The sequence below is a fragment of the Mycobacterium sp. THU-M104 genome, from assembly GCF_049197365.1.
Lineage (GTDB): Bacteria > Actinomycetota > Actinomycetes > Mycobacteriales > Mycobacteriaceae > Mycobacterium.
In genome coordinates this window covers 1-15,164 of sequence record NZ_JBMIOP010000003.1, presented here as the reverse complement: position 1 = coordinate 15,164, position 15,164 = coordinate 1, and the positions used below count along the sequence as shown (strand labels likewise).

Below are 15,164 nucleotides of genomic sequence, written 5' to 3'. Positions count from 1 at the left end.
GCAGCAGCCCGGATGGCGAAGCGGGCATCCACCACCCGGACCGACGGATCGTCGAGATGCTCGGCCAGCCATTCAACGGTGGCCAGGGCCTCAGGATTCCGGTAGGTCACGGTATCGGCCATCCCCATGGGTTCCGCCGGCACGTGGGGACTGAAACCCGAGATCAGGAACCTTGGACACACTGGTCTCCAGTCGATAGACGCACCGCAAGCTCCTGGGAGCTTGCAACGCAATTCAACAATTGTCAATATCTTGATATGTCAATTTCGCGGGAGACCCCGATTGCCGGGGCCACGGCTCCTACAGCGGCGAGGGCCGAGCGAACAGGCCCCTGTCCGCCACTGGACCAAGCCATGTCCCGCGACGAGGCCGAACGGATTGCCAAGCTGTTCAAGGCCCTGGCCGATCCGACGAGAGTCCAACTCCTCGGATTGCTCAGAGGCAAACCGGGCGGGGAATGCGGCTACGACATGACCGGTCCTCTGGGCATCTCCCAGCCCAGAGCGTGAGTTACCACGTGAAGGTCCTGCACGAGGCCGGCCTGGTCACGCGGGAGCGCCGCGGAAGCTGGGTTTTCTACCGCATCTGTGAAAAACGACTGGCCGAGGCCCGCCGGGTGGTGGGGCCAACCTCGCCGGGCGCCACCACCTGAGGTGCCCGACATCCTCGCGCCCATCGCCGGCCGACCTCATCAGCGGTCATGCATTTCGCGCCGGTCCTCCCGGGCGGCCCCGGTCGGCAGCGAAGGCGTGAATAGCCTGGCGACCGGCCCTCGGTGGTGCAACACTTGGACGCCACCCCAGCGAACCGGGCGGAAGGACGGCGGACGTGAGCGAGAAAGCCCCGTCAGCGGCGCACGCGGCGCGCGAGAACCTGGCCGCGGAGTTGGACCGGCTGCGGCAGCGCCACGAGCGCCTGGAGCTGGAGGTCAGGAACGACCGGGGCATGGTCGGCGACCACGGCGACGCGGCGGAGGCCATTCAGCGCGCCGAGGAACTGGTCGCCCTCGCCGACCGGATCAACGAGCTGGACCGGCGGCTGCGCGGGGGTCCGCCGCCCGCCGAAGACGGCGCCGCCGCGCTGCCCGGGGGCACCGAGGTGACGCTGCGGTTCGACGACGGTGAAGTCGTCACCATGCAGGTGATCTCCATCGTCGAGGAAACGCCCGTGGGCCGCGAGGCCGAGACCCTCACCTCGCACAGCCCGCTGGGGCTGGCCCTGGTCGGGCGCCGGGCCGGCGACACCGTGACCTATGCGACCCCGCAAGGCGAGAACCGCGTCGAGTTGCTCGCCGTGACGTTGCCCGGCTGAGGCGCCCGGGGTCACCGGGCGGCCCCGCTAGACTCCTCCCGATGATCCCCCCCGAGTCAGGTGCGGCGGCGGCGCGCCAGCACCTGAACCTGACGACGCAGGTGGGGCGTTTCGTCGTCGCCGGTGGCCTGGCCGGTGTCGTGGATTTCGGCCTCTACCTGGTGCTTTACCAGGCGGTGCACGTACAGGTCGACCTGTCCAAGGCGACCAGTTTTGTCGTCGGCACCATCACGGCCTACCTGATCAACCGCCGCTGGACGTTTCAGGCGGAACCGAGCACCGCTCGGTTCATCGCGGTCATGGTTCTCTACGCAGTCACCTTCTCGGTGCAGGTGGGGCTCAACCATGTGTGCCTTGCGCTGTGGCACTACCTGGCCTGGGCAATCCCCGTTGCCTTTGTGATCGCGCAGGGCACCGCGACGGTCATCAACTTCGTCGTGCAGCGGGCCGTCATCTTCCGCATCCGCTGAGCCCGGTCCTCCAGGCGGTACCCTCTTTGACGATGTTGAGCAGTGACGTTGCGACCACCGCGACGCGGCTGACGGGCTTCGGCCGGACCGCGCCGTCAGTGGCGCACGTCCTGCGCACCCCCGACCCCGAAGTGATCGCCAAGGCGGTGGCCCGCGCCGCCGACTCGAGTGGCCCGAAGGGCCGGGGCGTCATCGCCCGCGGGCTGGGCCGCTCCTACGGCGACAACGCGCAAAACGGCGGCGGCCTGGTGATCGACATGACGGCGCTGAACACCATCCACTCGATCAGCGCCGACACCCGCTTGGTCGACGTCGACGCGGGCGTCAGCCTGGACCAGTTGATGCGGGCGGCGCTGCCGTTCGGGCTGTGGGTCCCGGTGCTGCCCGGAACCCGCCAGGTCACCGTCGGCGGCGCGATCGCCTGCGACATCCACGGCAAGAACCACCACAGCGCGGGCAGCTTCGGCAACCATGTGCGGTCGATGGAGTTGCTGACCGCCGACGGCGCCATCCGCCACCTCACCCCCGACGGGGACGACGCCGAGCTGTTCTGGGCGACCGTCGGGGGCAACGGGTTGACCGGCATCGTGCTGAGGGCCGTCATTGCGATGACGCCCACCGAGACCGCGTATTTCATCGCCGACGGTGTCGCCACGAAGAGTCTCGACGAGACCGTCGCCGTGCACCTCGACGGCAGCGAAGCCAACTACACCTATTCCGCCGCGTGGTTCGACCTGATCAGCCCGCCGCCGAAGCTCGGCCGGGCCGCCATCAGCCGGGGCAGCCTGGCGAAGCTGGATCAACTACCGAGGAAACTCGCCAAAAATCCCTTGAAATTTGATGCGCCGCAACTACTTACGGTTCCGAACGTATTTCCGGTCAGCGTGCTGAACAAACTGTCGGCGATGGCGCTTGGCGAGACGTACTACCGAATGGGCGGAACCTACACCGGCAAGATTCAGAATCTGTCGAAGTTCTACCACATGCTCGACCTCATCAGTGATTGGAATAACATCTATGGGCCAAGGGGTTTCGCCCAGCACCAGTTCTTGGTTCCACCCGACGCGATGGACGAGTTCAAGTCCATCATCCGCTGGATCCAGACGCAAGGCCAAATTTCGGCGTTGAACGTGTTCAAGCTTTTCGGCCCGGGCAACCGCGCACCGCTGAGTTTCCCGATGGCCGGCTGGAACGTCGCGATGGATTTCCCGAACAAGCCCGGGGTCAACGAGTTTCTCAACGAACTCGACGCCCGCGTCCTGGAATTCGGCGGTCGGGTCTACACGGCCAAGGACTCGCGCGTGAGCGCGGAGACCTTCCACGCCATGTATCCGCGCATCGACGAGTGGATCACCTTGCGCCGCCAGGTCGATCCAACCGGCGTCTTCGTCTCCGACATGGCCCGACGTTTGGAGTTGCTGTAAATGGTGCTTGACGCGGTAGGAAACCCCCAGACCATCCTGCTGCTCGGGGGCACCTCCGAGATCGGGCTGGCCATCTGCGAGCGCTACCTGCAGAACGCGCACGCGCGCATCGTGCTGGCGGACCTGCCGGGCCATCCCCGCAAGGAGGAAGCCATCGCCGCGCTGACGGCGGCGGGCGCCAAGTCGGTCGAGTGGATCGACTTCGACGCGACCGCGAGCGACACCCATCCGGCGGTGATCGAGGCGGCCTTTGGAGGCGGCGAACCAAGGGATATCGACGTCGCGATCGTGGCCTTCGGAGTGCTCGGGGACGCCGAAGAACTCTGGCAAGACCAGCGCAAGGCCGTGCTGGCGGCCGAGATCAACTACACCGCAGCGGTTTCGGTGGGCGTGCTGCTGGGCCAGAAGATGCGCGCGCAGGGTTTCGGCCAGATCATCGCGATGAGCACGGTGGCCGGCGAGCGGGTGCGGCGTTCCAACTTCGTCTACGGCTCCACCAAGGCCGGCCTGGACGGCTTCTATCTGGGGCTGGCAGAAGCGCTGCGGCAGTACGGGGTTCGCGTTCTGGTGATCCGGCCGGGGCAGGTGCGCACCCGCATGAGTGCGCACGTCAAGGAAGCCCCGCTCACCGTCGATAAAGAGTACGTCGCGAACCTCGCGGTGACCGCGGCGGCACGAGGTAAGGAATTGGTTTGGGCGCCGGCAGCATTCCGCTACGTGATGATTGTGTTGCGACACGTCCCGCGGAGCATCTTCCGCAGGCTGCCAATCTGAGGATGCGCAACGCACTGCACGTCCTCGGCCAGATCGCCGCGGCCGTGCTGGTCGCCGTCGCCGTCGCCGTCGTGTCGCTGGTCGCGATCTCTCGCGTGCAGTGGCCGGCCTACCCGTCGTCCAACCAGTTGCACGCGCTGACCACCGTCGGGCAGGTCGGCTGCCTGGCCGGGCTCATCGCCGCCGCCTGGGTGTGGCGCCATTCCGGCAAGCGCCGACGTCGCCTACTGGCCCGGCTGGGCGGGCTGGTGTTCGTGTCCGCATTCACGGTTGTGACGCTGGGCATGCCGCTGGGAGCGACCAGGCTCTACCTGTTCGGGATCTCCGTGGACCAGCAGTTCCGCACCGAGTACCTGACCCGGCTCGCCGACAGCCCAGCCCTGCACGACATGACCTACCTCGGCCTGCCGCCGTTCTACCCGCCGGGCTGGTTCTGGATCGGCGGCCGCGTCGCGGCGCTGACCGCGACACCGGCCTGGGCGGTGTTCAAGCCGTGGGCGATCACCTCGATCGCGGTCGCGGTCGCGGTCGCGCTGGTGTTGTGGTGGCGGATGATCCGCTTCGAGTACGCGCTGGTGCTCACCACGGCCACCGCGGCGGCAACGCTGGCCTACGGCTCGCCGGAGCCCTACTCGGCGATGATCACCGTGCTGCTGCCGCCGGTGCTGGTGCTGACCTGGTCGGGCCTGCAGGCCAGCGAGCGTGACGCCACAGTCACACCGGAGGCCGAAGGTGACTGCAGCGTCACGCTCGAACGTAGCGGCGGCGGCTGGGCCGCGGTGATCGGCGCCGGGATATTCCTCGGGTTCACCGCCACCTGGTACACGCTGCTGTTCGGGTTCAGCGCGTTCACGGTGTTGCTCATGGCGGTGCTACTGGCCGGCGCGCGCTGGCGGCAGGGTGGCGTAAAGGCCGCGCTCGACCCGCTGCGCCGGGTCGCCGTCATCGCCGTGATCGCGGCGGCCATCGCGAGCACCACCTGGCTGCCGTTCCTGCTGCGCGCCGCGCACAGCCCGGTCAGCAACACCGGCAGCGCCGCACACTACCTGCCCGCCGACGGCGCCGAACTCACCTTCCCGATGCTGCAGTTCTCCCTGCTGGGCGGGGTCTGCATGCTGGGCACGCTGTGGCTGGTGGTGCGCGCCCGTTCGTCGGTGCGGGCCGGCGCGCTGGGCCTCGGCGTGCTGGCCGTCTACCTGTGGTCGCTGCTGTCGATGCTGGCCACGCTGGCGCGTGTGACGCTGTTGTCGTTCCGGCTGCAGCCCACCCTGACGGTGCTGCTGGTCGCCGCCGGGGCCTTCGGCTTCCTGGAGGCCACCCAGGCGCTGGCCGCGCGGCACAAAGCGGTCCTGCCGGTGGCCGGCGCCGTAGGCCTGGCCGCCGCGATCGCGTTCAGCCAGGACATCCCCGAGGTGCTGCGCCCCGACCTCACCATCGCCTACACCGACACCGACGGCCACGGCCGGCGCGGCGACCGGCGGCCGCCCAGTTCGGAGAAGTTCTACGCCAAAATCGACGACACCATCCGGCAGGTGACCGGCCGGCCGCGCGACCAGACTGTGGTGCTGACCGCCGACTACAGCTTCCTGTCCTACTACCCCTATTGGGGGTTCCAGGGACTGACCTCGCACTACGCCAACCCGCTGGCGCAGTTCGACCTGCGGGCCGCGCAGATCGAGAAGTGGTCCAGGCTGAAGACGCCCGACGAGTTCGTCCACGCGCTCGACACCTGCCCCTGGCCGCCGCCGACGGTGTTCCTGATGCGCCGCGGCGCGAACGGGAACTACACACTGCGGCTCGCCGAGGACGTCTACCCCAACCAGCCCAACGTGCGGCGCTACGTCGTCGATTTGCGGGCAACACTGTTCGCCGGCCCCCGCTTCGCCGTCGATGGCGTCGGCCCGTTCGTCCTGGCCATCCGTAAACCCGGGAGCGGCGGCTGATGGTTGCCGAAACCCCAGCTAGGGCCCACGAACTACCATCTAGCTCCGTGAGCGACGCGGGAACCAACCACCGGGTCGCTCGGCTCGTGGCGACCGTCGCCGGTGTACTCGGGGCCCTGCTGGCCGTCGCCACGCCGCTGCTGCCGGTCACGCAGACCACCGCCCAACTCGACTGGCCGCAGAACGGCACCTTCGGCAGCGTCGAGGCGCCGCTGATCGGCTACGTCGCCACCGAACTCGACGTCAGCGTGCCGTGCCAGGCCGCCGCCGGGCTGGCCGGGCCGCAGAACACCGGGAAGACGGTGCTGCTCTCCACGGTGCCCAAGCAGGCTCCCAAGGCCGTCGACCGCGGGCTGCTCATCCAGCGCGCCAACGACTACCTGGTGCTGGTGGTGCGCAACGTCCCGGTGGTGACGGCCCCGCTGAGCCAGGTGCTCAGCCCCGCCTGCCGGCGGCTGACGTTCACCGCACACGCGGAGAAGGTGGTCGCCGAATTCGTCGGGCTGCGGCAGGGGCCCAATGCCGAACATCCCGGGGCACCGCTGCGCGGGGAGCGCAGCGGCTACGACTTCCGGCCGCAGATCGTCGGCGTGTTCACCGACCTGAGCGGGCCGGCGCCGCCGGGTCTGAGCTTCGCGGCGACCGTGGACACCCGCTACAGCAGCGGCCCCACGCCGCTGAAACTGGCCGCGATGATCGTCGGGCTGCTCTGTACCGCCGCCGCCCTGGTTGCACTGCACGTTCTCGACACCGCTTTCGGAACCGCTGGGGCCACCCGGCACCGCCGCTTCCTGCCCGCGCGGTGGTGGTCGATCGGCGGCCTGGACGCGCTGGTGATCGCGGTGCTGGCATGGTGGCACTTCGTCGGCGCCAACACCTCCGACGACGGCTACATCCTGACCATGGCCCGGGTGTCCGAGCACGCCGGCTACATGGCCAACTACTACCGCTGGTTCGGCACGCCCGAGGCCCCGTTCGGCTGGTACTACGACCTGCTGGCGCTGTGGGCGCACGTCAGCACCGCCAGCATCTGGATGCGGCTGCCGACCCTGCTCATGGCGCTGGCCTGCTGGTGGCTGATCAGCCGCGAGGTGATCCCCCGGCTGGGCCACGCCGTCAAACGCAGCCGCGCCGCGGCCTGGACCGCGGCGGGCATGTTCCTGGCGGTGTGGCTGCCGCTGGACAACGGGCTGCGGCCCGAGCCGATCATCGCCCTGGGCATCCTGCTGACGTGGTGCTCGGTGGAACGCGCGGTGGCCACCAGTCGGCTGCTGCCCGTGGCGGGCGCCTGCATCATCGGCGCGCTGACGCTGTTCTCCGGGCCGACGGGCATCGCGTCCGTCGGGGCGCTGCTGGTCGCGATCGGACCGCTGCGCACCATCCTGCACCGCAGATCCAGGCGGTTCGGGCTGCTGCCGCTGCTGGCGCCCATCGGCGCCGCGGCGACCGTGACGGTGATCCTGATCTTCCGCGACCAGACCCTGGCCGGGGAGATGCAGGCCACCGCGCTCAAGCGCGCCGTCGGCCCGAGCCTGACCTGGTTCGACGAACACCTGCGCTACGAGCGGCTGTTCATGGCCAGCCCCGACGGCTCGATCGCCCGCCGCTTCGCGGTGCTGGCGCTGCTGCTCGCGCTCGGCATCTCGGTGGCGATGGCGTTGCGCAAGGGCCGCATTCCCGGCACGGCCGCCGGGCCGAGCCGCCGCATCATCGGGATCACCATCATCTCGTTCCTCGCGATGATGTTCACCCCCACCAAGTGGACCCACCATTTCGGGGTGTTCGCCGGGCTGGCCGGATCGCTGGGGGCGCTGGCCGCGGTCGCGGTGACGGCCGGTGCCATGCGTTCGCGCCGCAACCGCACCGTGTTCGCGGCCGTGGTGCTGTTCTTGATGGCACAGTGCTTCGCCAGCGTGAACGGCTGGTGGTACGTGTCCAACTTCGGTGTCCCCTGGTCGAATTCGTTCCCCAAGTGGCATTACGGGGCGTCGACGGTGTTCCTCGGGCTGACGATGCTGGTGCTGCTGCTGGCCGCGTGGTTCCACTTCGCGGCCACCGACGCGTCCGGTTCCCAGGGACCGCCCCGCACCCGGTACGGGGCGCGGCTGTCCGGAATCGCCCAGTCGCCGTTGGCGATTGCCGCGTGGGCACTGGTGGTCTTCGAGGTGACGTCGCTGACCGTGGCGATGATCGGCCAATACCCGGCCTGGTCGGTGGGCCGGTCGAACCTGCAGGCGCTGACCGGCAACACCTGCGGCCTGGCGCAAGACGTGCTGGTGGAGCCCGACCCCAACGCGGGAATGCTGGCCCCGGTCACGGGCCCGGTGGCAGCAGCCCTGGGCGCCGGCATGTCGGAAGGCTTCACGCCCAACGGCATTCCCGCCCGCGTCAGCGCCGACCCGGTGATGGAGCGACCGGGCGACCGCAGCTTCGTCGGCGACGACAACCCGCTCACCGGGACCGGGGCGGGCACCGAGGGCGGCACCCGGGTGGCACCGGGCATCAACGGTTCCCGCGCGCAACTGCCCTACAACCTGGACCCGGCTCGCACCCCGGTGCTGGGCAGCTGGCGTGCCGGCGTCCAGGTGCCGGCCCGGCTCCGGTCGGGTTGGTACCGCCTGCCGCCCCGCGACCACGCGGGCCCGCTGCTGGTGGTCAGCGCGGCCGGACGCTTCGACCCGCGCGAGGTCCAGGTCCAGTGGGCCACCGACGGCGAAGCGGCCGGCGGGCATCCCGGCGGGTCGTTCCAGTTCGACGACGTCGGGACGGCCCCGGCCTGGCGTAACCTGCGGCTGCCACTGTCGTGGATACCGGGCGGCGCCACCCAGGTCCGCCTGGTCGCCGCCGACGAGGACCTGGCGCCGCAGCACTGGATCGCCCTGACACCGCCGCGGATCCCGCGGCTGCGCACGCTGCAGGACGTCGTGGGCTCGACGGACCCGGTGTTCCTGGACTGGCTGGTCGGGCTGGCGTTTCCCTGCCAGCGGCCGTTCGGCCACCAGAACGGCGTCGACGAGACACCTCGGTGGCGCATCCTGCCGGACCGGTTCGGCGCGGAGGCCAACTCGCCGGTGATGGACAACAACGGCGGCGGCCCGCTGGGCGTCACCGAACTGCTGCTCAAGGCGACGACAGTGGCCACGTACCTCAAGGACGACTGGTCGCGGGACTGGGGCTCGCTACAGCGGCTGACGCCCTACTACCCCGACGCCGGACCGGCCCGCCTGCGATTGGGGACGGTCACCCGCGGCGGTCTGTGGAACCCGGGGCCGCTGCGCCACTGAGACACCAGCGCGGGCAGCGCACCCGCCGGGGCCTGTGTCCATACCCTGCGTCCTCAGCGGCGTCGCTTACCATCGACCCTCGTGTCCCCCGACGGCGAGCACCGTTCCCAGCGTGTCCGCAGGCTGGTGGCCGTCGCTGCGGGAATCGCGGGTGTGCTGCTCTGCGCCAGCGTCCCGCTGCTTCCGGTGCGGCAGACCACGGCCACCATCCTGTGGCCGCAGGGCAGCACCGACGGGCACGTCGCCCAGGTCACCGCGCCGCTGGTGTCGGGGGCGCCGCGCGCGCTGGACATCTCCATCCCCTGCACGGCGATCGCCACCCTGCCCGCCGACGGCGGGCTGGTGGTCTCGACCCTGCCGCCCGGCGGTGTCGACGCCGGCAAGAACGGGCTGTTCGTGCGCGCCAACAAGGACGTGGTCGTCGCCGCGTTCCGCGACTCGGTGGCCGCGGTCGCCCAGCGCTCGGCGGTCGCCTCGGGCTCCTGCAGGGTGCTGCACATCTGGGCCGACGGCGCAGCCCTCGGCGCGGACTTCCTCGGCATTCCCGGCGCTGCCGGCGTGCTGCCGTCGGAGAAGAAGCCCCAGGTGGCCGGGATCTTCACCGACCTGAAGGTGCCGGCCCAGCCCGGGCTGTCGGCACGCGTGGACGTCGACACCCGGTTCATCACCGCGCCCACCCCCCTGAAGACGGCCGTGCTGGTCGTCGGCGTGCTCGCCGTACTGGCAGCCATCGCCACGCTGGGCGCGCTGGACCGGCGCGACCACGGCCGGCTCCGTTGGGGTGCGCGCCGGCGCGCCGGGGCCGCGGTCTGGCTGGCCGACGCGGGGGTGATCGCGACGCTGCTTTGCTGGCATGTCATAGGCGCGACATCGTCGGACGACGGCTACAACCTGACCATCGCCCGGATCGCGCCCAAGGCCGGCTACGTGGCCAACTACTACCGCTTCTTCGGGACGACGGACGCGCCGTTCGACTGGTATCTGTCCGTGCTGTCCGGGATGGCGTCGGTGAGCACCGCCGGCGTGTGGATGCGGCTGCCGGCCACGCTGGCCGGGATCGGGTGCTGGCTGATCATCGGGCACGCGGCGCTGCGCCGGCTGGGGCCCGGCCGGGGCGGCCTGGCGGCCAACCGGGTCGCAGTGTTCACCGCCGGGGCGGTGTTCCTGGCCGCCTGGCTGCCGTTCAACAACGGGCTGCGGCCCGAGCCGCTGATCGCCCTCGGCGCGGTGGCCACCTGGATGCTCGTGGAACGCGCGATCGCGCTGGGCCGCCTGGCGCCGGCCGCGGTCGCGATCATCGTCGCGATGCTCACCGCGACCCTGGCTCCGCAGGGCCTGATCGCCGTCGCCGCCCTGCTGACCGGAGCGCGGGCCATCGCCGGGGTGATCCGTCGACGCCGCGCCGCCGACGGGCTGCCGGCGCCGCTGGCTGTGCTGGCGGCCGCGCTGTCGCTGATCACCGTCGTGGTGTTCCGCAGCCAGACGCTGGCCACCGTCGCCGAGTCGGCGCGCATCAAATACCGGGTCGGTCCGACGATCGCCTGGTACCAGGACTTCCTGCGCTACTACTTCCTGACGGTGGAGAGCAACGCCGAGGGCTCGATGTCGCGGCGCTTCGCCGTGCTGGTGTTGTTGCTGTGCATGTTCGTGGTCCTGGTGGTGCTGCTGCGGCGCGGCCGGGTGCCGGGGGTGGCCAGCGGCCCGGCGTGGAGGTTGATCGGCACCACCGCGGTCGGGCTGCTGCTGCTCACGTTCACCCCGACGAAGTGGGCCGTGCAGTTCGGCGTGTTCGCCGGGCTGGCCGGCCTCCTCGGCGCGGTGACCGCGTTCGCCTTCGCCCGCATCGGCCTGCACAGCCGGCGCAACCTGACGCTGTACGTCACCGCGCTGCTGTTCGTGCTGGCGTGGGCGACCTCGGGCGTCAACGGCTGGTTCGACATCAACAACTACGGGGTGCCCTGGTACGACATCCCGCCGGTCGTCGCCAGCCACCCGGTGACGTCGATGTTCCTGACCCTGTCGATCCTGACCGGCCTGCTGGGTGCCTGGTACCACTTCCGGATGGACTACGCCGGGCACACCGAGGTCAAGGACAACCGGCGCAACCGGGTGCTGGCCTCGACCCCGCTGCTGGTGGTCGCGACGATCATGGTGGCCGGCGAGGTCGCCTCGCTGGCCAAGGCAGCGGTGTTCCGCTACCCGCAGTACACCACCGGCAAGGCCAACCTGGCGGCGATCACGTCAGGACTCACCAGCTGCGCGATGGCCGACGACGTGCTGGCCGAACCGGACCCGAACGCCGGAATGCTGCCCCCGGCCCCCGGCCAGCGGTTCGGGCCCGACGGCCCGCTCGGCGGGCTCGACCCGGTCGGCTTCACACCCGACGGGGTGGGCGAGGACCTGAGGTCCTATCCGGTGGTGACCAAACCCGGCGTGGTCAACTCCGACGCCTCCCCCAACAAGCCCAACGCCACCATGAGCGACTCCGCGGGCACGGCCGGCGGCAAGGGCCCGGTCGGCGTCAACGGGTCGCATGCGGCGCTGCCGTTCGGCCTCGACCCGGCCCGCACCCCGGTGATGGGCAGCTACGGCGAGAATTCGCTGGCCGCCACGGCGACTTCGGCGTGGTACCGGTTGCCGCGCGACCTGGAAAGGGGGGACCCGGGCCGACCGCTGGTCGTCGTCTCGGCCGCCGGCGCCATCTGGTCCTACAAGGAGGACGGCACCTTCACCTACGGGCAGCTGCTCAAGCTGCAGTGGGGAGTCACCCGCCCCGACGGCACCACCCAACCGCTGAACGAGGTGCAGCCGATCGACATCGGGCCGGAGCCGGCGTGGCGCAACCTGCGGTTCCCGCTGGCCTGGGCGCCCCCGGAGGCCGACGTGGCGCGCATCGTCGCCTACGACCCGAACCTGAGCTCCGAGCAGTGGTTCGCGTTCACCCCGCCGCGGGTCCCGGTGCTGCAGACCCTGCAGCACCTGCTCGGATCGAAGACACCGGTGCTGATGGACGTCGCGACCGCCGCGAACTTCCCCTGCCAGCGGCCGTTCGCCGAACACCTCGGCGTCGCCGAGCTTCCGGACTACCGCATCATGCCCGAACACAAGCAGACGGCGGCGTCGTCGAACGGGTGGCAGGCCGGCGAGGCCGGCGGTCCGTTCCTGTTCACCCAGGCGATGATGTACACCTCGACCGTCTCGACCTACCTGCGCGGCGACTGGCACCGCGACTGGGGGTCCGTCGAGCAGTACCACCGTCTGGTGCCGGCCGAGAAAGCTCCGAACGCCGCTGTCGTGCAGGGCGTGACGACCGTGCCCGGCTGGAGCCGCCAAGGACCGATTCGAGCCCTCCCATGAGCGTCGTCAACTCCGAGCGCCGCGGGGCCACCGCGAGCCTCGTCAACCGCCGGGATGTGCGGATGACGCGCTGGGTCGCGACCATCGCGGGGCTGATCGGTTTCGTCCTGTCGGTCGCCACCCCGCTGCTGCCCGTCGTCCAGACCACCGCCATGCTGAACTGGCCGCAAAACGGCCAATTGAACAGCGTGACGGCGCCGCTGATCTCGCTGACCCCGGTCGATGTGACGGCCAGCGTGCCGTGCTCGGTGATCGGCGCCCTGCCCCCCGACGGCGGGGTGGTGCTGGGCACGGCACCCAAGAAGGGCAAGGACGCCGCCCTCAACGCGTTGTTCGTCGTCGCCGGCCGCCAGCGCGTCGACGTCACCGACCGCAACGTGGTGATCGCCGGCGCCACGCGCGATCAGATGGCCTCCCCGCAGTGTCAGCGCATCGAGATCACCTCCACCCTGGCCGGGACCTTCGCCACCTTCGTCGGGCTGACCGACCCGGCGGGAAGGCCCGTCCGCGGCGGCTTCCCCGACCCCAACCTGCGGCCGCAGATCGTCGGGGTGTTCACCGACCTGACCGGACCCGCCCCGGCCGGGCTGCGGCTCTCCGCGACCATCGACACCCGCTTCTCCACCACCCCGACCACGCTGAAACTCACGGCGATGGTGCTGGCTGTCGTGGCGACCATCGTCGCGCTGATCGCACTGTGGCGCCTCGACCAGCTGGACGGCCGGCGCATGCACCGGCTGATCCCGACCCGCTGGCGCACGTTCACCCTGGTCGACGCCACGGTGATCTTCGGCTTCCTGCTCTGGCATGTGATCGGCGCGAACTCCTCCGACGACGGCTACATCCTGGGCATGGCCCGGGTCGCCGACCGCGCCGGCTACATGTCCAACTACTTCCGCTGGTTCGGCAGCCCGGAGGACCCGTTCGGCTGGTACTACAACCTGCTGGCGCTGATGACCCACGTCAGCGACGGCAGCTTGTGGATGCGGCTGCCCGACCTGGTCGCCGGGCTGGTGTGCTGGCTGCTGCTGTCGCGGGAGGTGCTGCCCCGGCTGGGCCCCGCGGTCACCGGCAGCACGGCCGCCAACTGGGCGGCCGGCCTGGTCCTGCTGACCGCGTGGATGCCGTTCAACAACGGCCTGCGTCCCGAGCCGATCATCGCGCTGGGTTCGCTGATCACCTACGTGCTGATCGAGCGCTCGATGTGCGCCTCGCGGGTGACGCCGGCGGCGCTGGCCGTCGTCACGGCCGCCTTCACCCTCGGTGTGCAGCCCACCGGCCTGATCGCGGTGGCCGCCCTGGTCGCCGGTGGCCGCCCGATCGTGCGGATCATGGTCAAACGGCACCGCGTGGTCGGCACCTGGCCGCTGGTGGCCCCGCTGCTGGCCGCCGGCTTCGTCATCCTGACGGTGGTCTTCGCCGACCAGACGCTGTCGACGGTGCTGGAGGCCACCCGGATCCGCACCGACATCGGGCCCAGCCAGGCCTGGTACACCGAGAACCTGCGCTACTACTACCTGTTCCTGCCCACCGTCGACGGCTCGCTGTCGCGCCGGTTCGGCTTTTTCATCTCCGCGCTGTGCCTGTTCACCGCGGTGTTCATCATGTTGCGGCGCAAGCGCGTTCCGGGCGTGGCCCGCGGGCCGGCGTGGCGCCTGATGGGCGTCATCTTCGGCACCATGTTCTTCCTGATGTTCACCCCCACCAAGTGGGTGCACCACTTCGGGCTGTTCGCGGCGGTGGGCGCGGCGATGGCCGCGCTGACCACGGTGCTGGTGTCGCACCAGGTGCTGCGCTGGTCACGCAACCGCATGGCGTTCACCGCGGCGGTGCTGTTCGTGCTGGCGCTGTGTTTCGCCACCACCAACGGCTGGTGGTACGTCTCGAGCTACGGCGTGCCGTTCAACAACATCATGCCCAGGATCGGCGGAATCAGGCTCAGCGCAATGATTTTCGCGGTGTTCGCGGTGGTGGCCCTATGGGCGGTGTGGCTGCACTTCGCGCCGCGCGACCGCGGGGAGGGCCGGCTGGCGCGGGCGGTCACGGCAGCACCGGTACCGATCGCGGCCGGGTTGATGGCGCTGGTGTTCGTCGCGTCGATGGTGGCCGGGATCGTGCGCCAGTACCCCACCTACTCCAACGGCTGGGACAACCTGCGGGAGTTCTCCGGGGGCTGCGCGCTTGCCGACGACGTGCTCGTCGAGCCCGACAGCAACACCGGCTTCATGACGCCGCTCAAAGCTGGGGGGACGGGCGATTACGGTCCGCTGGGCCCGCTGGGCGGAATCGACCCCACCGGGTTCTCCCCCAACGGCGTCCCGGAACGGACCCTGGCCGAGGCGGTCCGCGAGACGGCCGTCCCGCAGCCGGGCACCGACTTCGACTGGTACGGGCCGACCAGGCTGAAAGCACCGGGGATCAACGGGTCCCTGCTGCCGCTGCCTTACGGCCTGGATCCCGACCGGGTTCCGCTGGCAGGCAGCTACACCACCGGAGCGCAACAACAGAGCAGGCTCACCTCGGCGTGGTATCGGCTGCCCAGGCCGGACGACGGGCACCCCCTGCTGGTGGTGACCGCCGCGGGCAGGATCACCGGCAACA

General features: G+C 70.2%; 10 protein-coding genes. All 10 read left to right on the top strand.

Annotated features, from left to right (window positions below; translation table 11 throughout):
* Positions 1 to 353 precede the first annotated feature (353 nt).
* Complete coding sequence (locus ACOJVU_RS00105; RefSeq protein ID WP_421527914.1) at positions 354 to 509, top strand: ArsR/SmtB family transcription factor; 156 nt, start codon at positions 354 to 356, stop codon at positions 507 to 509.
* Entirely contained in the window at positions 506 to 652 is a 147-nt protein-coding gene (locus ACOJVU_RS00100) for an ArsR/SmtB family transcription factor (protein ID WP_421527913.1), read from the top strand. The genes ACOJVU_RS00105 and ACOJVU_RS00100 overlap by 4 nt, the downstream gene beginning before the upstream one ends.
* 176 nt (positions 653 to 828) lie before the next feature.
* The gene (locus ACOJVU_RS00095; protein WP_421527912.1) at positions 829 to 1,311 is read left to right on the top strand and encodes a GreA/GreB family elongation factor; all 483 of its coding nucleotides are present in this window, start codon (positions 829 to 831) and stop codon (positions 1,309 to 1,311) included.
* A gap of 41 nt (positions 1,312 to 1,352) precedes the next feature.
* The gene (locus ACOJVU_RS00090) at positions 1,353 to 1,781 is read left to right on the top strand and encodes a GtrA family protein (protein ID WP_421527911.1); all 429 of its coding nucleotides are present in this window, start codon (positions 1,353 to 1,355) and stop codon (positions 1,779 to 1,781) included.
* A gap of 32 nt (positions 1,782 to 1,813) precedes the next feature.
* On the top strand, positions 1,814 to 3,205 hold the full coding sequence (locus ACOJVU_RS00085; protein WP_421527910.1) for an FAD-binding protein: 1,392 nt from the start codon (positions 1,814 to 1,816) through the stop codon (positions 3,203 to 3,205).
* Positions 3,206 to 3,979, top strand: a complete 774-nt coding sequence (locus ACOJVU_RS00080) for a decaprenylphospho-beta-D-erythro-pentofuranosid-2-ulose 2-reductase (RefSeq protein WP_421527909.1) — start codon at positions 3,206 to 3,208, stop codon at positions 3,977 to 3,979.
* A 2-nt stretch (positions 3,980 to 3,981) separates the two neighbouring features.
* Entirely contained in the window at positions 3,982 to 5,922 is a 1,941-nt protein-coding gene (locus ACOJVU_RS00075) for a galactan 5-O-arabinofuranosyltransferase (protein WP_421527908.1), read from the top strand.
* Entirely contained in the window at positions 5,922 to 9,206 is a 3,285-nt protein-coding gene (locus ACOJVU_RS00070; protein WP_421527907.1) for an arabinosyltransferase domain-containing protein, read from the top strand. Before ACOJVU_RS00075 ends, ACOJVU_RS00070 begins: the two co-directional genes overlap by 1 nt.
* Positions 9,207 to 9,287: 81 nt before the next feature.
* Positions 9,288 to 12,563 carry an arabinosyltransferase domain-containing protein gene (locus tag ACOJVU_RS00065; RefSeq protein ID WP_421527906.1) on the top strand — a complete coding sequence of 1,092 codons (3,276 nt, stop codon included), beginning with the start codon at positions 9,288 to 9,290 and terminating at the stop codon, positions 12,561 to 12,563.
* A 62-nt stretch (positions 12,564 to 12,625) separates the two neighbouring features.
* A partial coding sequence (locus tag ACOJVU_RS00060; protein ID WP_421527915.1) for an arabinosyltransferase domain-containing protein occupies positions 12,626 to 15,164 on the top strand: 2,539 nt, incomplete at its 3' end.

Excerpts from the sequence above, each read along its gene's own strand:
- ACOJVU_RS00070 (WP_421527907.1), top strand. The coding sequence starts at position 5,922 with ATGGTTGCCGAAACCCCAGCTAGGGCCCACGAACTACCATCTAGCTCC.
- ACOJVU_RS00090 (WP_421527911.1), top strand. The coding sequence starts at position 1,353 with ATGATCCCCCCCGAGTCAGGTGCGGCGGCGGCGCGCCAGCACCTGAAC.
- ACOJVU_RS00080 (WP_421527909.1), top strand. The coding sequence starts at position 3,206 with ATGGTGCTTGACGCGGTAGGAAACCCCCAGACCATCCTGCTGCTCGGG.
- ACOJVU_RS00075 (WP_421527908.1), top strand. The coding sequence starts at position 3,982 with ATGCGCAACGCACTGCACGTCCTCGGCCAGATCGCCGCGGCCGTGCTG.
- ACOJVU_RS00085 (WP_421527910.1), top strand. The coding sequence starts at position 1,814 with ATGTTGAGCAGTGACGTTGCGACCACCGCGACGCGGCTGACGGGCTTC.
- ACOJVU_RS00105 (WP_421527914.1), top strand. The coding sequence starts at position 354 with ATGTCCCGCGACGAGGCCGAACGGATTGCCAAGCTGTTCAAGGCCCTG.